This is a genomic window from Streptosporangium nanhuense (assembly GCF_059358815.1).
Window position 1 is genome coordinate 347,035 of the sequence record NZ_JCADBG010000005.1, and the last position, 22,183, is coordinate 369,217.

Here is a 22,183-nt window from a genome sequence, read left to right on the forward strand (position 1 = left end):
GTTCAGGCTTGGATGACGACGATGTCGCGGGCTCGCAGCGCCGCGACCGCCTCCGCGGGCGCGTGGGCGTCGGTGACCACGGTGCCGATGCGCGACACCGGCGCGATCCGCACCGCGCTGCGCTGGTCGAACTTGCTGTGGTCGGCGAGGACCACGAGGTGCCGGGCTGCCGCGATCATGTTGCGGTCGGTCTCGGCCTCGGCGAGGTGGGCGCCGAGCATGCCGTACTCGGGGTCGAGCCCGTAGGCGCTGAAGAAGGCCCGGTCGATGTGGATGTCGGCGAGGGCCTGGGTGGTCAGGTGGCCGAGCAGGGAGAGCTCGACGTTGCGCAGCAGCCCGCCCAGCACGAGGACCTGGACGTCCTCGGTGGTGGTGCCGATCCCGTGGGCGATGGCGATCGAGTTGGTCACCACGGTGATGTCGGGCACCGAGGCCAGGTAGGGGACCATCTGGGCGGTGGTGGAGCCGCCGGTGAGCAGGATGGTGCTGCCCGGTTCGATGAGCCCGACCGCCTCCTGGGCGATGCGGTGCTTCTCCTCCAGGTGGCGGACGGCACGCTCCATGATCGAGATCTCGGCAGACTCGGCGCCGACGGCGATCGCGCCGCCGTGCACGCGGCGCAGCAGGCCGCGCTCGTCCATCTCGTCGAGGTCGCGCCGGACCGTCGAGACGCTGACGCTCAGCAGCTCCGCCAGGTCGTCGACGCTGACCGACCCGTTGTCGCGCACGTAGTGCAGGAGCTTGCTTCTGCGCTTCTCGCTCAGCATCAGTAACCGGCCTTTCTGTCCACCAGGTTCAGGAGAGGCTCCCCGGCGATCAGACGGCGCAGGTTCTCGGTGAAAAGCGTGCGGACCTGATCGTGGTAGCCGGGCGCGAATCCTGCCACGTGCGGGGTGATCAGAACATCACTTTCACGCCAGAACGGGCTACTCTCCGGAAGCGGTTCCTCGGCGAAGACGTCGAGGGCGGCGTAACCGATCCTGCCGGAGCGCAGCGCGGCCAGCATCGCCTCCTCGTCGACGACCCCGCCGCGGGCCGCGTTGATCAGCACGGCCCCCGGCTTGAGCCGGCCGAACGCCTCGGCGTCGAGCAGATGGTGGGTCTCGTCGGTGTGCGGGACGGTCAGCACGACGTAGTCGGAGCGGGCCAGCAGCGAGTGCAGCCCCTCGGGGCCGGTCACCTCGGCGGGGGCCTCCCCGGCGGAGTCGCTGAACCGCTCGCCCTCACGGGGCAGGCCGCGCCGCATGCCGATCACCCTCATCCCGAAGGCGTGGGCCAGCCTGCCGATCTCCTTGCCGATCCGGCCGTAGCCGACCACGCCCACCGTGGAGCCGGGGATCGGCCGGGGCATCAGGCGGTTCCAGCGGTAGTCGAGGTCGGGCCAGTGCGAGCGGCCCTGCAGGCCGATGATCTCCGGCAGGTGGTGGGCGTGCGCCAGGATCATCATCAGGACGTACTCGGCGAGGGGCTTGGGGGAGACGCCCCCGATTGTGGTGATCGGGACGCCGGAGCCCCACAGGTCGGTGCCCTTCACGTGGTCGCAGCCCGAGGTGTCGAGCTGCACCCACGACAATCGCGGCGCCTGCGCGCCGGTGGGGAAGGCGGTGTTGGTGTAGAGGACGTCGGTGCGGGCCAGCAGCTCGGCCGGGATCTCCCCTGCCGAGGCCGCCAGGTGCTTGTGGACGGTGACGCCGGGGGAGACGGCGGCCACCTCGGCGAGCCAGGCGTCGTCAAAGTCGAGCGTCACGCAGACATTGATCATTTTCATTCCCGTCACCTGATGCCCGAGCGGGCCATGCCCTCGACGAAGTGGCGCTGGAAGAGCGCGAAGACCACGAGCATGGGGATCATCGACACCAGCGACATGGCCATCAGCGCGCCGTAGTCCTGGCCGTACTGGTTCTTCAGGAAAAGCAGGCCGACCTGGAGGGTGTAGCTCTCCGGGTCCTTGAGGACGATCAGCGGCCAGGCGAACTCGTTCCAGCGCCACATGAAGGTGAAGATCACCAGCACCGCGATCAGCGGCCGGCAGAGCGGCAGCACGATCTGGCGGAAGATCCGCATCTGCCCCGCCCCGTCGACCTGGGCCGCCTCGATCAGCTCGTCCGGGATGGCCATCATGAACTGGCGGGCCATGAACAGCCCGAACGCCTCGGCCAGCCGCGGCAGGATCACCCCCCAGTCGGAGCCGATCAGCCCGAAGTCGACCACCAGCTGGAACTGCGGCACCATCACCACCTGCACCGGCACCATCAGCGTGCTGATGACGAGCAGGAAGAGCACGTCGCGGCCGGGGAAGCGGAGCTTCGCGAAGGCGTACCCGGCCGTCAGGTTGATCACCACGGTGAGCACCACCGCGCCCACCGCGATCGTCAGCGAGTTGAGGATCCAGGTGGGGTAGGGGAACTTGCCCCACGGGCCGGTGAAGTTGGCCCAGTTCAGGGAGGTCGGCCACAGGTGCAGCTCCGAGCCCCGCAGCTCGTCGGGGGTGGACAGCGCGGTGACGACCATCCAGTAGACCGGGAAGAGCATCGCGATCGCGCCGGTCACCGCGAAGGCGAGCCGCAGGCGCGCGGTCCGGCGCTCTCTCGCCGTGACCATCGGGTCGCGCTCCTTTCCCGGCCCGGATCCGGGGGGCCGGCGCCGTTGTGCGGTGGTGACCATCGGGTCTCGGTCCTCCGTGCGGCTGTCGTGGGCGTTCAGTGCCGCCATGACGGTCTCCTCACGCGATGTCACGCGATGTCATGCGATGTCCCTACGGCGGTTGACCCGCCACTGGACGACGGTCATCACCAGCACGATCAGGTAGAGCAGCACGCCGATCGCCGAGGCGTAACCCTGCTGGCGCTGCTCGAAGCCGGTGGAGTAGGCGTAGGTGACGAGCATCGTGGTGGAGTTTCCCGGGCCGCCGCCGGTCATCACGTAGACGATGTCGAAGACCTGGAAGGAGTTGATGATCCCGATCACCACCAGGAAGAAGGTCGTGGGCGCCAGCGAGGGGATCGTGATCGACCGCAGCGTCTGCCACCAGGAGGCGCCGTCGCAGCGCGCCGCCTCGTAGACCTCCCGGGGGATGCCCTGCAGCGCCGCGAGGTAGACGACCATGTTGAAGCCCAGCCCGATCCAGAGGCTGACCAGCACCAGCGAGATCATCGCGGGCAGGCCCTCCGACTGCCAGGGCACCGGGCCCAGGCCCACCGCGCCCAGCAGCTCGTTGACGATCCCCAGGTCCTCGTTGAACATCCAGGCGGCGATGAGGGCGCTGCTCACGCCCGAGATGACCGCGGGCATGTAGTAGATCGCCCGGACCAGCCCCCGCGCCGGCATGTTCCGGTTGAGCAGCAGCGCCGCGCCCAGCCCCGCCACCAGGCAGAGCGGGACCGACAGCGCCGTGTAGAGGGCCGTGTTGGCCAGCGCCTCCCAGAAGATCGAGTCCGCCAGGATCTCGCGGTAGTTCTCCAGGCCGATGAACTTCGCGATGCCGAAGCCGCTGGTCTTCTGGAGGCTGATCCAGAAGATCCTGACCAGCGGCCAGAACATGAACACCGCGAAGACCACCAGGGCGGGGCCCGCGAAGGCCAGTCCTGTGATCGCCTCGCGGACCTTCCTGGTCCGAAGGAATCCGTGGCCGTCGCCGGGGCGGGGGGTCTTCCCCGCGCCGGGCCCGGCGGCCGAGCCCGGCCTCGCCGGGCTGCTCACCGATGTCATCTGCCTTGGGCCTCCTTCGCCGGTCACGCCGGATCGGGTCGGGTGTCGAACCGGGTCGAACGCCGGATCAGGCGGAGATCGCCTTCTGGATCGACTGGGAAAGCGCGCTCAGCGTGTCGTCGGCCGACTGGCCGCCGGTGAAGTGCGCCTCCAGCTGCTGGACCAGCGAGTCGTTGACGGCGGCGAAGCCGGAGAGGGTCACCAGCTTCACCAGGTCGGACGGCATGGTCGTCGCCTGCTGCTGGAAGATCGGCATCAGCTCCGCGGAGACGGCGTAGTCGAGCGTGGCCGAGGCCAGGTCCTTGCGCGAGGGCAGCACGGTGGTCTTCTCGCAGAACAGCTTCATGTTCTCCGGGGTGACCAGGAACTCGGCGAACGCGGCCGCGGCGTCGGGACTCTTGCTCTGCGTGGTCACCACGACGGCGTTGCCGCCCAGGTCGGACGCCGCCCCGCCGGCTCCGCGCGGCAGGAAGGTCGCGCCGTACTCGATGCCCTTGGCCCTGGTGCCGATGTCGGGCAGCAGGAAGTCGCCGACGAACGCCATCGAGATCTTCCCCGAGGGGAACACCAGGTCGGGGGTGTTGGAGGTCTTGACGATCATGTTCTTCGGCATCAGCGCCCTGTCGTAGAACGACTTGGTGAAGGCGAGCGTCTCGCGTGCCTGCGGGGAGTCGAGGACGACGCTCTTGCCGTCGGCCGACAGCACCCTGCCGCCCGACTGCCAGAGCCAGTTGAACCAGCGGAAGGCGCCGTACTGCTGCCAGTTGACGCCGAAGGGGGCGCCGCCCAGGTTCGCGGCCTTGAGCCTTTCGGCGACCTCGATGAACTCCTCCCAGGTCCACGCGGTGTCGAGCGTGGAGGGCACCTCCTTGATGCCGGCCTTGGCGAAGTGGGCCTTGTTGTAGAGGACCGCGGAGGTGTCGGTGTGGTGCGGCACCCCGTAGGGCTTGCCCTCGTACTGGACGCCGGCCCACAGCGCGTCGATGAACTGCGCGCCGTCACTCCCGACCGTGGCGCTCAGGTCCTGCAGCACCCCCTGGGAGCTGTAGATGCCGATGTCGTTGTAGGTGACGCGGAACAGGTCGGGCCCCTGGCCCGACTGCAGCCTCGCGTCGAGGGTGGGACGCATCTGCTCGTACGGCAGCTGCTCGACCTTGATCTTCGTGCCGGCGTTCTGCTGCTCGAAGGCCCGGGCGATGGAGTTGAAGGCGCCCATCTCGGCGTCCGAGCCCCAGACCGAGAAGGTGAGGGTGCCGGTCGACGGGGCTCCCGCCCCGCCCGCTGGGGAGGCGGGGGAGGAAGAGGCGCCGCACGCCGCGAGTGCGCTGGTGGCGGCCGCGCCGACCACCGTGGTGCCTGCCGCGCGCAGGAGCTGGCGACGGTTGAGTTGCATGGGCTCTCCTCGGGGGGTCCGGTCGGGGTATCGCTGTTCCTATCAACTTCATCCAGAAAGCGTCAATAGCTCTCAGCTATTCTGTGACGTGGAGTTTTGCCGCCGCACCAGGGTTTCTCCCGCCGATCTTTCGGCATGTTGACAGGCCGCGTGAAGGGTGCGTACGGTTTCGCAGCGAAAGCTCTGAGAGTTTTTGACGTAAATTGATTGCTCGCGATCATGGGGAGGACACGTGGGCACCCACCACGACGCGTCACCCCCCTGGGCGCCCGTCCCAGGGCCGCACGACGCCCAGCACCGCGGGCTTCCCGAGCTTCCCCGGCAGACCGGCCTCACCGGCCTCACCGGCCTCACCGGGCACCGCGAGGCCCGCCGGCGTGCCCATCTCGCCGGCGGAACCGCCCGCGTCCTCGCCCGCCGCGCCGGCGGCCCCGAGGCCGGCGGCCGGGAACACCGTGTCGGCGGCCCCGAGTTCGGCGGCCGGGAAGACCACGCCGGCGACCTGGAGCGCGGCCGCGGAGACCTCCTGCGGGGTGTGCCAGCGCGAGGGCAGGCCCGCGCCCCCCGGGTGCCAGCCGAGCAGCAGGTGCCGGACCTCAGTGCCCTCAGTGCCCGCAGTGCCCTCGGCGCCCTTCACGGCCCCGGCTGGCAGGGGCGGCGCGGGCGCGTCCAGGGGCGCGGCGTGGCCGCTGGTCAGCAGGGCCACCAGCGGCCCGCGGACCCGCGCGGCGAGCGCCGCCCACGCCCCGGCGGGGGCGAAGGGCTGGTAGGCCAGCGCGAGGCCCAGCGGCCCGCGCTCACCGATCGCCAGGTCGAGCGCGGCGGCGAGGGCCGCGACCCGCGTCACGTCCGCGACCACGGCATGTGCCCCGGCGGGCACGCCGTGCCCCGAGCGCGACACCACCGAGACGCGCGCCCCCCTGTCCACCAGCACCCGCACCGCCGGGGACAGGATTCCCGTCCCCCCGATGACCAGCACGTGAGGCGGCATGACTGACATGGATCTCCTCGTGGTCGGAGAGCTCAACGCCGACGTCATCGTGGAGTGCGGTGACGTTCGACCGACGTTCGGGCAGGTTGAGGAGATCGTGGAGGACGCCACGATCGTCCTCGGCAGCTCCGGGGCCATCACCGCCTGCGGAGCGGCCCGCCTCGGCGCCCGCGTCGCCATGGTCGGGGTGGTCGGCGACGACTGGCTCGGCGAGTTCGTCCTCGACCGGCTGCGCGAGCGGGGGGTGGACACAAGGTACTGCCTGCGCAGGCCCGGCCGTCGCACCGGCATGAGCGTCGTCCTGGGCGCCCGGGGAGACCGGTCGATCCTCACCTTCCCCGGGGAGATCGGCCGCCTCGCCGCCTCCGACGTGCCCGCCGAGGCCCTCGCCGCCGCCAGGCACCTTCACGTCAGCTCCTACTTCCTCCAGCGGGACCTGTGGCCCGGGCTGCCCGGCCTGCTGCGCGCGGCCAGGGAGCGCGGTCTCACCACGTCGATCGACCCCAACTGGGACCCCGGCCGCTCCTTCGACCAGGGCCTGCCCGCCCTGCTCCCGCTCGTCGACTACCTGCTGCCCAACGAGGCCGAGGCCCTCCACATCGCCGCCGCCTCCGGCCACCCCGGCCTGGGGTCGGCGGGCGAGGCCGCGGCGGTGCTCGCCTCGCTCGGCACCGGCGCGGTGGTCAAGCGCGGGGCCGACGGAGCCCTGCTGCACCGTCCCGACGGCACTCGCCTGAGCGTCACCGCGCCCGAGATCACCCCGCTGGAGACCACCGGCGCCGGAGACTCCTTCGACGCGGGCCTGCTCACCGCGCTGCTCGCGGGCAAGGACCTGCCCGCGGCCCTCCGTACGGCCTCCGCGTGCGGCGCCCTGTCCACCCAGGGGGCGGGCGGCACCGCCGCCCAGCCCGACGCGGTCCAGGCGGACGCGCTCGCCGCGACCCTGACCGTCGTCGACCTGGCCGCGACCGCCGGGCCGGGCTCCCACCCGTTCACCGACTCGACCGTCACCCACCCACAGGAGAACCAGCAGTGACGACCACGACCGAGCCTCTCCTCGCCCGCCAGACGCAGGCCGAGGTCGAGAGCCAGCCGGAGATCTGGCAACGGGTCCTCGACGTCGCCCCGAGCCTGCGCGGTGACCTGCCGGAGCCGGGCGCCAACGTGCTCGCCGTAGGCTGCGGCACCTCCTACTACATCCTCGACTCCTACGCCCGCCTGCGGCAGCGCCTCGGGCAGGGCCGCACCCGCGCCGCGATCGCCACCGAGCTGGACGACACCGACCCCTACGACGTGGCTGTCCTGCTCTCCCGCTCCGGCACGACCAGCGATCTCGTACGGCTGGCGCGCGAGCTGTCCGAGCGCATGACCACGATCGCGGTGACCGGCACCCCCGGCTCCCCGATCACCGAGGTCACCCACCGGCAGGTCCTGCTCGACTTCGCCGACGAGCGGTCCGTGGTGCAGACCAGGTTCGCCACCTCCGCCCTCACCCTCCTGCGCGCCTCCGTCGGCGACGACGTCCCTGGCCTGCCCGCCGGGGCCGCGGCGGCTCTCGCCGAGCCGCTGGTCGCCGACCCCGCCGACTACGACCACCTGGTCTTCCTCGGCACCGGCTGGACCCGCGGGCTCGCCGAGGAGGCCGCGCTCAAGTGCCGCGAGGCGGCCCGGCTGTGGACGGAGTCGTACGCCACGCTCGAATACCGGCACGGCCCCATCGCCTGCGCCGGGCCGCGCACCCTCGTGTGGTCGCTCACCCCGCCGCCCGCCGACGTCGTCGACGCGGTCGCCGCCACCGGCGCCACCCTCCGCGTGGCCGGCGCCGACCCCCAGGCCGAGCTGGTACGGGTTCACCGCCTCGCGATCGCCTACGCCCGCGCCCGCGGCCTGGAGTGCGACACCCCGGAACACCTGTCCCGCTCGGTCGTCGTCGAGTAGCCCTCCCCGTGCCCGCCCGCCCGCTCCCCATCGCCGAGTGAGCCGCCATGCCCTTCCTCCAGCTCGTCACCGCACATCCGGTTCCCGCGCCGCTCGCGGAAGGCCTGGCCGGGGCCTTCGGCCGGGCGCTCGGCCTCCCGGCGGGAGCGGTGATCGTCCAGCGGATCGCCTCCGGTCCCGGCCCTGACCCCGTTCCCGCCGACGCCGAGGCGGCCCGGGAGGCCGTCGTCGACGCGGGGGCGGTGATCGTGGTCCGCGGGCGGCTCCGCGAGGCGGCGGCGATGCGCGAGGCGGTCGCGAGGGCGGGCGCGCTCCTCGCGGAGGGGCTCGGCCTGGATCCCGACCTGGTGCTGGTGAGCTGGCCGGACCCCGGTGCCGTCGCCACCGGCCGGGGCGCCCTGCCGTGATCGTCACCGTCACCCTCAACCCCGCGCTCGACGTCACCTACGACGTCGACGCGCTGGTCGTCGACGCCACCAACCGCGTCGCGAGGGCCTCCGCCCACGCCGGGGGCAAGGGCGTGAACGTCGCCCGGCTCCTCCGGCTCCTCGGCGCGGCCGGGGACGCCGTCCCCGCCGGGTCCGGAAGCCCCGGGTCCGGAAGCCCCGGGTCCGGAAGCCCCGGGTCCGGAAGCCCCGGGTCCGGAAGCCCCGGGTTCGGAAGCCTGGGGAAGGCCGCGAGGGAGACGGAGGTCGTGGCGCTCGGCTTCGCCGGAGGGGCGACCGGCGGGGAGCTCCTGGCCGATCTCGACAGGGCGGGGATCGGCCACGCGTTCGTGACCTGCGCAGGAGAGACCCGCCGCACGGTCGCCGTCGTCGACGGCGGGGCCGGGACGGTCACCATGCTCAACGAGCCGGGACCGGCCGTCACGCCGGGGGAGTGGGAGAGCCTGCGCGACCGTCTGGAGGGCCTGCTGCCCGAGGCCTCGGCCGTGGTCCTCTCCGGCAGCCTGCCTCCGGGGCTTCCGCCGGACGCCTACGCGACCCTCGTCCGGCTGGCCGGCGGGTACGACGTGCCCGCCGTCCTCGACGCGGGCGGGACGGCGCTCCGGCTGGCGCTCCCGGCCGGTCCCGAGGTCGTGAAGCCGAACGCCGCGGAGCTGGCCGACGCGCTGTCCGCCTCCGCCGGGGGTTGCGCGTCGTCGCGGCCCGCGACGGGCCCCGAGACAGGGCCCGCGGCGGGGCACGCCTCCGCGGCCGCGCGCCTTCCCGGCGCGGATCCCGGTGATCTCGCCGGGGGAGCCGCCCGGATGCGCGGGGAGGGGGCCCGCGCGGTGGTGGTCTCCGACGGCCCGCGCGGGCTGTACGCCGACACTCCCGGCGGGCGGTGGAGGGCCGTGCCCCCCGAGGTGGTGGGAGGCAACCCCACCGGCGCGGGCGACGCTGCCGTGGCCGCGCTGGCGCTCGGCCTGGTGAGCGGCTGGGACTGGCCGTACGCCCTCGTCCAGGCCGCCGCCCTGTCGGCCGCCGCGGTCGGTCACCCCGTCGCGGGGCGGATCGACCCCGAGCCCTATCTCGGCCACGTCGGCCGTGTCCGCCTCGACCGTGTACGAGCCGAGGACGCCCGGGCCGAGGACGCCCACGAAGAAAGCGAGGGCACATCGTGCCGCTGACCCCGACGGGAGAGATCGTCGCCGAGGCCCGGAGGTCCGGGAACGGGACGGGCGCCTTCAACGTCATCCAGATCGAGCACGCGGAGGGCATCGTCTCCGGCGCACAGGAGGCCGGGCTGCCGGTGATCCTGCAGCTCAGCGAGAACACCGTCGCCTACCACGGGGCGCTGGCCCCGATCGGGGCGGCCTGCCTGGCCATCGCGCGGGCCGCCACCGTGCCCGTCGCGGTCCACCTCGACCACGCCACCCGTCCCGGCCTGGTCGACGAGGCCGTCGAGCTGGGCTTCGGCTCGGTCATGTTCGACGCCTCGGCGCTCCCGTACGCCGAGAACGTGGCCGCCACCGCGCAGGTGGCGGGGCGGGCGCGGCGGCGCGGGGTCCTCGTCGAGGCGGAACTCGGCGAGATCGGCGGCAAGGACGGCGTGCACGCGCCGGGCGCCCGTACCGAGCCGGGCCAGGCGTCCGCCTACGTCGAGGCCACCGGGGTCGACGCGCTCGCGGTGGCCGTCGGCTCCTCGCACGCGATGCTCACCCGCGACGCCGTGCTCGACTTCGACCTCATCGCCGCCCTCCGCGACGCCGTGCCCGTCCCGCTCGTGCTGCACGGCTCGTCGGGGGTGCCCGACGACGGTCTCGCGCGGGCGGTGCGGCACGGCATGACGAAGATCAACATCGCCACCCACCTCAACAAGGCGTTCACCGCGGCCGTCCGCGGCAGCCTGGCGGACCGGCCGGGGAAGGTCGACCCGCGCGGCTATCTCGGCGCGGGCCGCGACGCGGTCGCGGCCCAGGTCGCCCACCTGCTGCGCGTCCTGCACCCGGCACACCAAGGAGATGACACATGAGCGGCCGATACGTCCCGCACCCCGATCCCGAGGGGATCCTGGCCGACTGCGAGCAGCGGGCCCTGGAGCGCGAGGGAATCCCGATGTTCCTCGCCCTGGAGGACCTGACCGGCCGGTTCCCCGGAGCGCCCGACCGCTCGGACGGCCCGGAGCTCGGCCGGATCACCGGCCACTACGCCGAGCGGCTGCGCCCCGGCGCGGACGACGGCGATCTCGCGGCGCTCGCCTCGGTGCTCACCGTGGTGGCACGCGTCCACTTCGACGAGGAGGGCCGGGCATGAGCGGCGGGTTCGCGGGCTACCGCACGGCGATGGACGAGGGCCGCTACCTGCGCGTCGTCAACTACCACAACACCCCGGAGTCGACGGCCGACCGGCTCCGCGAGGAGCTCGCCGCCTACGCGGCCTCGTTCGCCTGCGTCACGCTGGAGGATCTCGACCGGTTCTACGCCACGGGCGAGTGGGGGCTCGACCGGCCGGGGTTCATCCCCGTCTTCTACGAGGGATACCTCAACAACGCCACCGTCGCGGCGCCGATCTGCGACGAGCTGGGCATCGCCGCCTGGTTCCCGATCATCACCCGCTTCGTCGACTGCCCGGTCCCCGAGCAGCGCGCCTTCGCCGACGCGCACGACATCGACCTGGTGGAGGAGGAGCTGGGCGCCGAGCGGCTGGCCATGACCTGGGACCAGGTCGCCCAGATCGCGGAGCGGCACCTGGTGATCCCGCACACCGGGTCCCACGAGCAGATCTCCAAGGTCGTCACCCCGGCCGACATCGAACGGGAGATCTTCGCGCCGCGCCGGGCCGTCGAGAAGGTCACCGGACGCGAGGCGCCGGGCTTCGTGTGGCTGTACGGCTCGCCGTTCGGCATCGGCGCCGAGCAGGACCGGGCGGTCCTCGACGCGGGGTACCGCTACCAGATCAGCAACACGATGATCCAGCGCATCGCCTGACCACCCGTCCCCGCGGCCCGGAGCCCTCCCGCCCCGGGCCGCGGCGGTTCCTCCTCCACGGGCGAGGCGCCGGAGACCTCCTCCACGGGCGAGGCGCCGAGGACCTCTTCCACGGGCGAGGCGCCCGAAGGTCGTCTCCACGGCCGGGGCGCCGAAGGCTCCGTCCACGGGCGTGGCGTGGAAGATCCCCTCCCCGGCCGGGGCGCCGAGGATCTTCGAGTCCCGTCATGTGAGACCAAGGCCCGGGCATCCTGAGACGTCTGCTAACGTGCTAGGCATGCTGCGCGGCCTGCTTCTTAGCTGCCGCGACGAGGGCCTGTAGAGGCCGGCTCCCTCGTCGCGGAGCGAGCCATGCGCGTCGGCCACGATTGTTTTCCCAGTCGAGGAGCCTTGCATGTATCCGCAGCAGCAGCCCAGCCCCATGCCGTTCAAGCGCTATGAGTCCTTCGCGCCGATCCGGTTGACCGACCGCACCTGGCCCGGCAAGGTCATCGACAGGGCGCCCCGGTGGTGCGCCGTCGACCTGCGCGACGGCAACCAGGCGCTGATCGACCCCATGGACGCCCACCGCAAGCTCAAGATGTTCGAGCTGCTGGTGAAGATGGGCTACAAGGAGATCGAGGTGGGCTTCCCCGCCGCCTCCCAGACCGACTTCGACTTCGTACGGCAGATCATCGAAGAGGACCTGATCCCCGACGACGTGGTGATCCAGGTCCTGACCCAGGCCAGGGCCGAGCTGATCGAGCGGACCTTCGAGTCGGTGCGCGGGGCCAAGCAGGCAATCATCCACCTCTACAACTCCACCTCCACCCTCCAGCGCCGGGTCGTCTTCGGCCAGGACCGCGAGGGCATCACCGCGATCGCGGTCGAGGGGGCCAAGCTCTGCAAGAAGCTGGCCGCCGAGATGGACGACACGGAGATCTATTTCCAGTACTCCCCGGAGTCCTTCACCGGCACCGAGCTGGAGTACGCGGTGGAGGTCTGCGACGCGGTCAACGACGTCTGGCAGCCCACCCCCGACCGCAAGGTCATCATCAACCTGCCCGCCACCGTCGAGATGGCCACGCCCAACGTCTACGCCGACCAGATCGAGTGGATGCACCGCAACCTGGCCTACCGCGACTCGATCGTGCTGTCCCTGCACCCCCACAACGACCGCGGCACCGCCGTCGCAGCCGCCGAACTGGGCTACATGGCCGGGGCCGACCGGATCGAGGGCTGCCTGTTCGGCAACGGCGAGCGCACCGGCAACGTCTGCCTGGTCACGCTGGGCATGAACCTGTTCTCGCAGGGCGTCGACCCCGAGGTCGACATCTCCGACATCGACGAGATCCGCCGGGTCACCGAGTACTGCACCCAGCTGCCCGTCCACCCGCGCCACCCGTGGGGCGGCGAGCTCGTCTACACCGCCTTCTCCGGCTCCCACCAGGACGCCATCAAGAAGGGCTTCGAGCACCTGGAGCGCGACGCGGCCGCCGCCGGAGTCCCGGTCGAGGAGTTCACCTGGGCGGTCCCGTACCTGCCGATCGACCCCAAGGACATCGGCCGTACGTACGAGGCGGTCATCCGGGTCAACAGCCAGTCGGGCAAGGGCGGGGTCGCCTACATCATGAAGGCCGACCATCACCTGGACCTGCCGCGTCGCCTGCAGATCGAGTTCTCCCGCGCCGTCCAGAGCCACACCGACGCCGTCGGCGGCGAGGTGAACGCCGCGCGGATGTGGGAGGTCTTCACCGACGAGTACCTGCCCAACCCGGCCAGCCCGTGGGGCCGCCTGGGCCTGCTGGCCCACCGGACCACCTCCAGGGGCGACGGCAAGGACGCCATCAGCGCCGACCTGCGCCTCGACGGTGAGATCCGCGAGGTCGAGGGAGTCGGCAACGGCCCCATCTCCGCCTTCTGCGACGCCCTGGCCCGGGTCGGCGTCCAGGTGCGCGTCCTCGACTACGCCGAGCACGCCATGAGCGCCGGGACCGACGCCAAGGCCGCCTCCTACATCGAGTGCGAGATCGCCGGCCGGACCCTGTGGGGTGTCGGCATCGACTCCAACACCACCACCGCCTCGCTCAAGGCGGTCATCTCCGCGGTCAACCGCGCCTCCCGCTAGCGGACCGGGTCCGGGCGGTACGGTCCCCGCGCCGCCCGAGCGCCTCTCGCCCGGGCGGTACGGCCCCCGCCGCGCCGCCCGCAGGCCACCCGCGGGCCGCCCGCGCGCCTCTCGCCCGGCACCGTCCGGCGCGTACGGCCGCGCGGCCGCGTAGCCCCGCGTCCGCCCGCACAGCCCCGCCTGGTACGGCACGACCTGCCGTGCGAGGTTCGACAGCCGCCCACAAGGCAACGACGTCGCCCACCCGACCGCGCCCACCGCGAAGAACCGCCAGGGCGCGGTCGAGTCGTCTGCGCCCGAACCCCCGGCACGGGACGCGCGACCTCTGAGCGAAGGCCATACGGGTGACCCCCGGTGGATGAGCGGTGCCGAACGCCGCGACCTTTCCCGGCACTGATCGGTGACACCGGCGGCCTGCTCGCGGGCCGCTCACCCGACGACCGCCCATGGGTTCACCGGCCGACGAATTCACGGCATTCCATGGCGAGTCGCTGCGAGACATCCCAACATCATCGACATAGCCTCTTTGCAGCTCAGGGTATAACTCGCTCCCTCCGAACCGGCCGAAAGCGACTTTTTCGGTTATATGCGAAATTCGTATTTATCGGGGGAATTCATGCGATGCATTTTCGGCCTGGCCACCGCCGGGCTCGTCATCCTCGGCGGCACCGCCGCCGCGGACGCGCAGCCACCGGGCTACGCGCCCGACCCGTCCGTGGCCCAGGCGGTCGTCGATCCGCCGCCGTGGCCGCCCCGGCCGATGCCGCTGCCCCACCCCCTGCCGCCTCGCCCGAACATAGACCCCCCTGACCCCTCCGATCCCCGGCCGCCGTGGGGGCAGCCGACCCCGCCCAGGCCCATCCCGCCCCGGCCGATCCCGCTGCCGCCCCCTCCCCAGCCGATGCCGCCCATCGTGGTCCCGCCGTGGGGCCCGACGGCCGGCGGTCCGTACGCCAAGCGCCTCACGCTGACCTTCTCGTACCGGGGCAGGACGCGGACCGTCAGGCTCGGGTGCACGCCGGTCTACGGCGCGCACCCCAATGGGCCGCAGGCCTGCGCGCTGCTGAGCCGGGCGCAGGGCGACCCCGCCTACATCAGGCTGCCGTGGACGGCCTGCCCGAGGCACTACGACCCCGTCACCGTGTCCGCGACCGGTGTCTGGAACGGCCGTTACATCCGGTACCAGCGGACCTTCAGCAACCAGTGCGAGCTGCGCGCCGCGACCGGAGTGATCTTCTACTACTAGGACGCGGAACACATGTCCCGGACCGGCTCGACGTCCGGGACATGTGACGGCCCGCCGATCGTTGCCCGTGAGGTCACAGAGACCACTGAGGACGGAGGGAGCCGGACGGGCCCGCCGGTGGACGGCGGGCGGACCGGCCGAAGCCCCGATCGCCGGCGGACGGCCGCCGGTTTCCAGGGCGGGGGCCCGTACGGCGGCGGGGACCTCCCCGCCGCCGTACGGGCTTTTCCCGGCCCCGGGCGGGGGCCGCCCAGCCCCGCGAGCCGTAAACTGGTGGGAAGTCCCAGGCCGGCGGCCTCGCGTCACAAACCGGCGGCGCCTACGGCCAGGAGCGGATCGTCGGTAGGACGGGGTGAGACGGCGATGGGCAAGCAGCCTTCCGGTACCGTGCTGTCCTCTTCTCAGCGGGCGGCCATGCGAGATCTCCTGACCGCGGAGCGCGCGAGCACGGTGGCCCAGATCGAGGCGCTGACGCGCGACTGGGACGACCTCGTCGACTCGTCGGCGCAGGTGGCCAACGACGACGAGCACGACCCGGAGGGCGCGACGATCGCCTTCGAGCGGTCCCATCTGCAGTCCCTGCTCGACCGGGCGCGAGATCACCTCGGCGCCCTCGACGAGATGACCGAGCGGCTCCATCGGGGCACCTACGGCGTGTGCGACGACTGCGGGCGGCCCATCGCCCTGGCGCGCCTGAAGGCACGCCCGGTCGCCCGGACCTGCATCGAGTGCGCCGGGCGCGGGCGGTAGCGACTCGCGGCGGCTGTACCGAAATTCCTGAACTACCCTGGGTGCGGCGATGCCCGCCGTCGCGCCCCGGACGATCACCGGCCATGAGCCGTGCCCCGCACGGTCACGACCGCCCGGCGGCGACCCGTGCCCCTCACGGTCACCCGCGTGAGCCCGTGTCCCGCACGATCACCCGCGTGCGGCGCGCATCCGCCGCGTACGGCCTGACGTGAGGCGTAGAGAGGGCACATCGTGACCAGAGAACGGCTGAACTGGGCGGGCAACATCACCTACGGCGCCGCGCGGTTCCACCGCCCCGGCGATATCGAGGAGCTCCAGGAGCTGGTCGCCGGCAGCGGCGCCATCCGGGCGCTCGGCACCCGCCACTCCTTCAACGAGATCGCCGACCGTCCCGGCGGTGACCTCGTCTCGCTGGAGGGCCTGCCCGCCGACCTCGAGCTCGACCCGGCGCGGGGCACGGTCACGGTGGGCGGCGGCGTGCGTTACGGCGAGCTGAGCCGGTGGCTGCACGGCCAGGGCTACGCGCTGCCCAACCTCGGCTCCCTGCCGCACATCTCGGTCGCCGGCGCCTGTGCCACGGCCACGCACGGTTCCGGCGTCGCCAACGGCAACCTGGCCACCGCCGTCTCCGGCCTCGAACTGGTCACCGCCGACGGTGAGATCACCGTCCTTGGCCGCGAGAAGGACGGCGACCGCTTCGCCGGGGCCGTCGTCGCCCTCGGCGCGCTGGGCGTCGTCACCAGGGTCGTCCTCGACGTCGTCCCGGCCTTCGAGGTGCGGCAGTACGTCTACGAGAACCTGCCGTGGGCGCGCATGGAGGAGCACTTCGAGGAGATCCTCTCGGCCGCGTACAGCGTGGGCCTGTTCACCGGCTGGACCGGCTCGGGGATCGACCAGGTGTGGGTGAAGCGCCGCGACGGCGAGTCAGGCCCGTGGGAGCCGGAGCCGATCTGGCTGGAGGCCACGGCGGCCACGGCCGACCGGCACCCGCTGCCGGGGATCTCCGCCGTCAACTGCACCGCGCAGATGGGCGTGCCCGGTCCCTGGTACGACCGGCTGCCGCACTTCCGCCTGGACTTCACCCCGAGCAGCGGGGAGGAGCTCCAGTCGGAGTATCTGCTCCCGCGCCGCCACGCCCTCGCCGCGCTCCGCGCGCTGGACGCGGCCAGGGACGTCATCGCACCCGTACTGCAGATCTCGGAGATCCGCACCGTCGCGGCGGACGACCTGTGGCTGAGCACCTCCTACCGCGAGGACGTCGTCGCCGTCCACTTCACCTGGAAGAAGGACTGGCCCGCGGTGAGCCCGGTGATCGCCGTGGTCGAGGACCTGCTGGAACCCTTCGAGGCCCGCCCCCACTGGGGAAAACTCTTCCTCATGGGGCCCGAGCGCCTGGCCTCCCTGTACGACCGGCTGCCGGACTTCCGGCGGCTGGCCGCCGAGTTCGACCCCGCCGGCAAGTTCCGCAACCCGTTCCTCGACGCCCGTCTCTTCCCGGGTGATTCCCCTTCCTGACCGTTCGCAGCCGCAACCTTGATGCGGACATCAGCTCACAAGCGGATCGCGCGAGCGGAACCGGGTAATCAACTCCCATCACAGTGAGTAACGGTGCGATACCTACCGTAGTAGATCGTGAATCCAGCGCTGGTGACGAGGGGGAGAAGCATGGAACGCAATACGGTCGTGCGCGCGATGCACGATGTCGGGCTGGCCGCCTGGTTCGGGGGCTCGTTGATGGGCGCGATCGGCCTCAACGGCGCCGCCAACGTGGTCAGTGACAGGAGCGAGCGCCTGCGGGTGGCGAACGTGGGATGGGGGCGCTGGAGGCCGGTCAACGCCGTGGGCATCGGCGCCTTCCTCATCGGCTCGGTCGGCCTGCTGGCGGCCAACAAGCAACGCGTGGCGCACCAGCAGGGGGTGGGGGCGAGCACCGCGGCCAAGGCCGTGCTGACCGTCGCCGCGCTGGGCGCGACCGCCTACACCGGGATGCTCGGCGCCAAGCTCGCGGACGCGGGGGACGTGCCCGTGGAGGGCGCCGTGAAGCCGGAGAAGGAGACCCCGGACGACGTGGCCAAGGCGCAGCAGCAGCTGCGTCTCTTGCAGTGGGTCATTCCTGCCCTCACCGGGGCGATCGTCGTCATGACCTCCCTGCACGGGGAGCAGCAGCGGCCCGGTCAGATCCTCCGGGGAGCCGTGCGCAAGAAGTTCTCCCACTAGGGGGCGTCCGGCCGGTCTCGCGGGGCGCCGCCGCCGGCGCCCCGGCCGTCCGGACGACGTCGCGGCACGCCTCTTTCAACGGTGAGAGGGGCGTGCCGCGCTGTTTCCCCGAAGGGGCGGTGTCAGGCCCTGGACGTCAGGCCGCGCTGGATGGCCTCCTCGCGGAGGCGTTTCAGCGGCAGCGCGGTGCCGTCGCGGTCGATACGCCAGACGTCCCACCCGGCGCACGCCTTCGTCCCGGCGACCGCGGCTCCGGCGGCCGACAGGGAGTGGTAGGCCTGCCCTGTCGCCGCGACCCTGATCGTCCCGCCCTCCTCGACGGTGGCGAAGTGCATCTCGCCCCTGACCGTACGGAAGATCTTGGCGTTCGGCGCCAGCAGGCCGTGCGTGATCAGGTCGACGACCTCGACGCCGTAATGGCGGCGGGATCCGGTCTGCTCGGGGACGCGCTCCGGATAAGAGATCACCGGAAGGCGGAAGCCGAGCCTGGCCGGGTTCCAGATCTCCTCGCACAGGAGCCGGTAGAGGTTCTGCCGCTGCTCGATCTCCCGCACGCCGAACGCGGGGCAGGGCAGAAACGCCCTGTCCAGGCCCGAGTCCCTGAGGTAGTGGGTGAACGGGGTGTTGCGCAGGCGGCTCTTGGGGTGCAGGGAGGCCGCGAGCCGGTTCTCCGCGTAGTAGTGCTCGATCTTCCGCTCGTAGGGGTCGTCGCGGAAGCTCGCGTTGACGGACTTGGGCAGGAGCAGCAGGGCGCCGAGGCGGTTGCGCCGGATGTAGAACTCCGCCGTGGTCTCGACCTCGGCCCTGTGCCGCTCGAAGCGGTTGGCCCAGATGTGCTCGATCTCGTACTCGCGCTTTCCCCGCAGGAACGCGTACTCGTGGTTTCCCCCCTCGCACTCGCGCTGGACGTGGGCGGTCATCCGGGAGAGCAGGTAGCGGACCAGGCGGCGGTTGTTGGCCCGCAGCCCGAAGGAGGCCAGCTCGCGGAAGTCGTGTTCGAGCAGGGAGGTCTCCCGGCCGAGGACCGTGGCGACGTCGTCGGTGGTCCGGCACATCCGCAGCAGGGGGATGAGCCGGTGGATGATCTCGTCGAGGTCGCGGCGCTGCACGGGGAGGTTGTTGACGGACCTGCGCACGTAGACGAGGTCGAGGAACGAGGCGACCATCGAGCACTTGCGGGTGAAGACCTCGTCGGAGTCGTCGGGCGAGACGACGGAGAGCAGCAGCGTGAACTGGCTGTCGATGCCGTTGTGGCCGTTGAAGTAGACGCCGGCCAGGGCCGGGGTGAACTCCCGGCAGGCGCGGAGCAGCTCGCAGTAGCGCTTCGACACGTTCGTGAGCCGCTGCACGAACGCCTGCGCCTCGGCCACCCGGCCCAGGCCGAGCTGGACGTCGTTGCGCAGGATCCACTCGTGGACGGCCCGCCCGATCCCGGCGGCGTCCGAGGACCCCTCGCCGAGGTCGGCGTACTGCGCGAGGAGGAACGAGCGGACGTACGCGCTGGGCGTGTTGGCCTCGGGGGAGTCGGTCTCGGAGGTGGTGAGGCGGGCCAGCATGTCGGCCCAGGCCCCGCCCAGGTCCTCGCGCGCCTTCACGTCGACCCGCCGGAAGAGGTGACCCTTCAGCAGGTCCACGTGGCTCAGCCGGAGTCCCCGGTCGTTCATCGACACGAAGATCTCGCGGCCGTTCTCCTGGTCGAGGGCCCGGATGCCGACCAGGCAGACACGGTCGAGCAGCCAGTGGACGAAGGGCACCAGGGCCTCGCCGCGCAGCACCTCGGGGAACTCCCCGTCGATCTCCCTGCTCCGGTCGTGCAGGTTGCGCACCGAGACGTGGGCGTTCTCGGGCAGCGTGAACCCCTTGAGACCGTTCCAGTCGGTGACCAGGGAGTTGAGCAGCTGCGCGCGGGACAGCTCCTCGGAGCTGCCGACCTTGAAGCTCCGCTTGCCGTGCCGCGCCGTGTAGGTGAGCGTCTCCAGCTCGTCGGCGTCGATCCACCTCTCCTGGTCGAGCAGCAGCTGCCGGAGGTAGATCAGCACGAGGTGGAGCGTGGTGACGCGCTGCTGGCCGTCGACGAGGAAGGTGCGCCCCTTGTTCTCGTGGTAGACGTAGGGGCCCAGGAAGTACGGGGCGTAGCGGCCGACCTCCTCGCGGTCGTGCAGGGGGTTCCACTGCCCGAGGAAGCGCTGGCCGAGGTCGTCGATCAGCGTGCCGACCTCGTGGCGGGTCCAGGTGTACTCCCGCTGGTAGTAGTCCAGCGCGAAGGAGTTCCGCTCGAACAACGCGCGGACCGTTACACCTTCGCCGTGAATAGGACTTTCCACCATGAAGTCTGCGGTGCCTTTCGTCCATCGAGGGGACGGCTCATTTGATGCCTTTCACCTCGTTTATCACTTCAGGCAGGCGGACGTTACTCATCGCGGCCAAGTCGTGACGTATTAGGTGATGTGTTAGACGGACAGTCCCAGGGTGCGGGCCTGGCAGCGCATGGCGTGGTCGAAGGCCGCCGCGCGGTCGAGGATCACGTTGTCGAACTGGCCGAACAGCTCGAAGCCGACCCAGCCGAACAGGCCGGTCCAGGTGATCAGGCCGCGGACGACCGCGTCGTCGGGGACGCCGGGCATCAGCTCGCGCACGCGCGCGGCGTCCTCGGGGAAGGACGGCGGGACGGGCGGGGGATCGGTGTCGGGCGGGTTCAGCGCCCCGGCGCGGTGGGCGTCGGAGACGATCCGGCCGTAGACGACGGTGTCGCGGAGTGCGGCGGGGACGGTGTCCTGCGGGGCCCGGTAGCCGGGGACGGGTGACCCGTACAGCAGGGCGTACTCGTGCGGGTGGGCCAGCGCCCAGTCCCGTACGGCGTGGCAGACCGCCAGCCACCTGCCCCCGTGGTCCTCGGGCGGGACGGCCGCGTCGGCGTTCTCCACGGCCTCGCCGACGGCGTTGTAGCCGTCGATGATCAGGGCCGTGAGCAGGTCGTCCCTGGAGGGGAAGTAGCGGTAGATCGCCGAGGAGGCCATGCCCATCTCGCGGGCGACCGCGCGCAGGGACAGGCCGCTCGCGCCGTCGACGGCCAGCTGCCGCCGGGCGACGTCGGTGATCTCGCGGGTCAGCTCGGCTCTGACCCTCTCGCGTGCGGTGAGGCTCGAACTCATGCCCCGACCATATCAGAGCACCGACAAAAAACGAGAGCACTGCTCTTGACGAACAGTGCTCTCTAGCGAGAGCATTGCTCTCAGAACGGAACAGGTAACCAACATGAGGGAATGAGAAACCATGGCCAAGCACGTCATCGCCGGAGCCGGCCAGGTCGGCTCCCAGGTCGCCCGGCTGCTGGCCGGGCAGGGACACGAGGTCGTCCTCGTCAGCCGCTCGGGCTCGGGCCCGGACCTGCCGGGCGTCAGCAGGGTCGCCGCCGACGTGAGCGACCGCGAGAGGCTGACCGCCCTGACCGTGGGCGCCGCCGTCCTCTACAACTGCGTCAACCCGCGCTACCACGAGTGGGCGCGCGACTGGCCGCCGCTCGCCGCGTCACTGCTGGGAGCCGCCGAGACCACCGGCGCGGGGTACGTCATCCTCGGCAACCTCTACGTCTACGCGGCGCCCGACCGGCCGATGCGGGAGGACGACCCGCTGAACCCGCCCAGCGCCAAGGGCGCGATCCGGGTCAAGGTGTGGCGGGACGCGCTGGCCGCGCACGAGGCGGGCCGGGTCAGGGTGACCGAGGTGCGCGGATCCGACTACTTCGGCCCCGGCTGCCTCGACCAGTCGCACCTCGGGGAGAGGTTCGTCCCCCCGCTCCTGGCCGGCAAGACCGTCCGCTTCGCCGGTGACCCCGCCCAGCCGCACAGCTGGACCTACGTGCCCGACGTCGCGCGGACCCTGGTCGCGGCGGGCGAGGGCGACCGGGCCTGGGGCCGCGCGTGGCACGTCCCGACGAACGAGCCGATGACGGTACGCGAGGTCGCCGAGCGCCTGTGCGCGCTCGCCGGGGTCCGCGACCCGGGGGTGAAGGCCATGCCCCACCTGCTGCTGCGCGCCGCCGGGGCCTTCTCGCCGATGCTCAGGGAGCTGGAGGAGCTGCGCTACCAGTTCGTCCGCCCCTTCGTCCTCGACTCCGAGGAGTCCCGGGCCGCCCTCGGCGTCGCGCCGACCCCGATGGACGAGGCGCTGGCCGCGACGCTCGCGTGGTGGCGGAACCGCCTGGCCGCGGCGGCGTAGGGGAGACGCCCCATGCCACGGGCGGGGGCCTCCGGGCGCACCCGCCAGGCGGGATCGGGACTCCGGGCGCACCCACCGGGCGGGATCAGGAACACGCGCCGTACGCACCGGGACCGTGCGCCGGGACCGGGGCCGTGTGCCGGACCGGGGCCGTGCGCCGGACCAGGGCCGGGACCGTGCGCCGGACCAGGGGCGGGGCCGTG

At 71.9% G+C, this 22,183-nt stretch carries 21 protein-coding genes; 13 read left to right on the top strand and 8 right to left on the bottom strand.

What is annotated here, in order from left to right; translation table 11 throughout:
- Positions 1-2: 2 nt before the first annotated feature.
- The 6 genes from AC5L38_RS13245 to AC5L38_RS13270 form a co-directional block, all read right to left on the bottom strand.
- Positions 3-767 (bottom strand): DeoR/GlpR family DNA-binding transcription regulator, encoded by a 765-nt coding sequence (locus AC5L38_RS13245; protein ID WP_495243061.1) that lies wholly within the window; start codon positions 765-767, stop codon positions 3-5.
- Positions 767-1,768 carry a D-2-hydroxyacid dehydrogenase gene (locus AC5L38_RS13250; RefSeq protein WP_495243062.1) on the bottom strand — a complete coding sequence of 334 codons (1,002 nt, stop codon included), beginning with the start codon at positions 1,766-1,768 and terminating at the stop codon, positions 767-769. The genes AC5L38_RS13245 and AC5L38_RS13250 overlap by 1 nt, the downstream gene beginning before the upstream one ends.
- A 5-nt stretch (positions 1,769-1,773) precedes the next feature.
- Positions 1,774-2,712 carry a carbohydrate ABC transporter permease gene (locus AC5L38_RS13255; protein ID WP_495243063.1) on the bottom strand — a complete coding sequence of 313 codons (939 nt, stop codon included), beginning with the start codon at positions 2,710-2,712 and terminating at the stop codon, positions 1,774-1,776.
- Positions 2,713-2,742: 30 nt separating this feature from the next.
- The gene (locus tag AC5L38_RS13260; protein ID WP_495243064.1) at positions 2,743-3,708 is read right to left on the bottom strand and encodes a carbohydrate ABC transporter permease; all 966 of its coding nucleotides are present in this window, start codon (positions 3,706-3,708) and stop codon (positions 2,743-2,745) included.
- 67 nt (positions 3,709-3,775) lie between these two features.
- Positions 3,776-5,101: an ABC transporter substrate-binding protein gene (locus AC5L38_RS13265; RefSeq protein WP_495243065.1), complete on the bottom strand. Its 1,326-nt coding sequence runs from the start codon at positions 5,099-5,101 to the stop codon at positions 3,776-3,778.
- 253 nt (positions 5,102-5,354) lie between these two features.
- Positions 5,355-6,101: a Rossmann-fold NAD(P)-binding domain-containing protein gene (locus tag AC5L38_RS13270; RefSeq protein WP_495243066.1), complete on the bottom strand. Its 747-nt coding sequence runs from the start codon at positions 6,099-6,101 to the stop codon at positions 5,355-5,357.
- On the opposite strand from AC5L38_RS13270, the gene AC5L38_RS13275 reads away from it, so the two are divergent.
- The 12 genes from AC5L38_RS13275 (at position 6,091) to AC5L38_RS13330 (ending at position 17,762) form a co-directional block, all read left to right on the top strand.
- Positions 6,091-7,128, top strand: coding sequence for a carbohydrate kinase family protein (locus AC5L38_RS13275; RefSeq protein ID WP_495243067.1), 1,038 nt, complete (start codon positions 6,091-6,093; stop codon positions 7,126-7,128). The genes AC5L38_RS13270 and AC5L38_RS13275 overlap by 11 nt on opposite strands.
- A complete protein-coding gene (locus AC5L38_RS13280) occupies positions 7,125-8,030 on the top strand; it encodes an SIS domain-containing protein (RefSeq protein WP_495243068.1) in 906 nt (301 codons plus the stop codon). The genes AC5L38_RS13275 and AC5L38_RS13280 overlap by 4 nt, the downstream gene beginning before the upstream one ends.
- Before the next feature lie 47 nt (positions 8,031-8,077).
- Positions 8,078-8,437: a hypothetical protein gene (locus AC5L38_RS13285; protein ID WP_495243069.1), complete on the top strand. Its 360-nt coding sequence runs from the start codon at positions 8,078-8,080 to the stop codon at positions 8,435-8,437.
- Positions 8,434-9,642, top strand: a complete 1,209-nt coding sequence (locus tag AC5L38_RS13290) for a 1-phosphofructokinase family hexose kinase (protein ID WP_495243070.1) — start codon at positions 8,434-8,436, stop codon at positions 9,640-9,642. Before AC5L38_RS13285 ends, AC5L38_RS13290 begins: the two co-directional genes overlap by 4 nt.
- On the top strand, positions 9,633-10,487 hold the full coding sequence (locus AC5L38_RS13295) for a class II fructose-bisphosphate aldolase (protein WP_495243071.1): 855 nt from the start codon (positions 9,633-9,635) through the stop codon (positions 10,485-10,487). The genes AC5L38_RS13290 and AC5L38_RS13295 overlap by 10 nt, the downstream gene beginning before the upstream one ends.
- Positions 10,484-10,768 (top strand): hypothetical protein, encoded by a 285-nt coding sequence (locus AC5L38_RS13300; RefSeq protein WP_495243072.1) that lies wholly within the window; start codon positions 10,484-10,486, stop codon positions 10,766-10,768. The genes AC5L38_RS13295 and AC5L38_RS13300 overlap by 4 nt, the downstream gene beginning before the upstream one ends.
- Positions 10,765-11,442 (top strand): polysaccharide deacetylase family protein, encoded by a 678-nt coding sequence (locus AC5L38_RS13305; protein ID WP_495243073.1) that lies wholly within the window; start codon positions 10,765-10,767, stop codon positions 11,440-11,442. Before AC5L38_RS13300 ends, AC5L38_RS13305 begins: the two co-directional genes overlap by 4 nt.
- Positions 11,443-11,836: 394 nt before the next feature.
- Positions 11,837-13,549, top strand: a complete 1,713-nt coding sequence (leuA, locus tag AC5L38_RS13310) for a 2-isopropylmalate synthase (RefSeq protein WP_495243074.1) — start codon at positions 11,837-11,839, stop codon at positions 13,547-13,549.
- A gap of 616 nt (positions 13,550-14,165) precedes the next feature.
- Positions 14,166-14,795 (top strand): SSI family serine proteinase inhibitor, encoded by a 630-nt coding sequence (locus AC5L38_RS13315; protein ID WP_495243075.1) that lies wholly within the window; start codon positions 14,166-14,168, stop codon positions 14,793-14,795.
- Positions 14,796-15,158: 363 nt separating this feature from the next.
- A complete protein-coding gene (locus AC5L38_RS13320; protein WP_495243076.1) occupies positions 15,159-15,545 on the top strand; it encodes a TraR/DksA family transcriptional regulator in 387 nt (128 codons plus the stop codon).
- Between the two features lie 231 nt (positions 15,546-15,776).
- Complete coding sequence (locus AC5L38_RS13325) at positions 15,777-17,060, top strand: FAD-binding protein (RefSeq protein WP_495243077.1); 1,284 nt, start codon at positions 15,777-15,779, stop codon at positions 17,058-17,060.
- A gap of 150 nt (positions 17,061-17,210) precedes the next feature.
- A complete protein-coding gene (locus AC5L38_RS13330) occupies positions 17,211-17,762 on the top strand; it encodes a hypothetical protein (protein WP_495243078.1) in 552 nt (183 codons plus the stop codon).
- Between the two features lie 122 nt (positions 17,763-17,884).
- Here the strand turns inward: AC5L38_RS13330 and AC5L38_RS13335 are convergent, their stop codons facing one another.
- Both AC5L38_RS13335 and AC5L38_RS13340 read right to left on the bottom strand, forming a co-directional pair.
- Positions 17,885-20,044 carry a GmrSD restriction endonuclease domain-containing protein gene (locus AC5L38_RS13335; protein WP_495243079.1) on the bottom strand — a complete coding sequence of 720 codons (2,160 nt, stop codon included), beginning with the start codon at positions 20,042-20,044 and terminating at the stop codon, positions 17,885-17,887.
- 168 nt (positions 20,045-20,212) lie between these two features.
- Entirely contained in the window at positions 20,213-20,914 is a 702-nt protein-coding gene (locus AC5L38_RS13340; protein WP_495243080.1) for a TetR/AcrR family transcriptional regulator, read from the bottom strand.
- A gap of 121 nt (positions 20,915-21,035) precedes the next feature.
- Here AC5L38_RS13340 and AC5L38_RS13345 point away from each other — a divergent pair, with 121 nt between their 5' ends.
- The gene (locus AC5L38_RS13345) at positions 21,036-21,980 is read left to right on the top strand and encodes an NAD-dependent epimerase/dehydratase family protein (protein WP_495243081.1); all 945 of its coding nucleotides are present in this window, start codon (positions 21,036-21,038) and stop codon (positions 21,978-21,980) included.
- Positions 21,981-22,183: the final 203 nt, after the last annotated feature.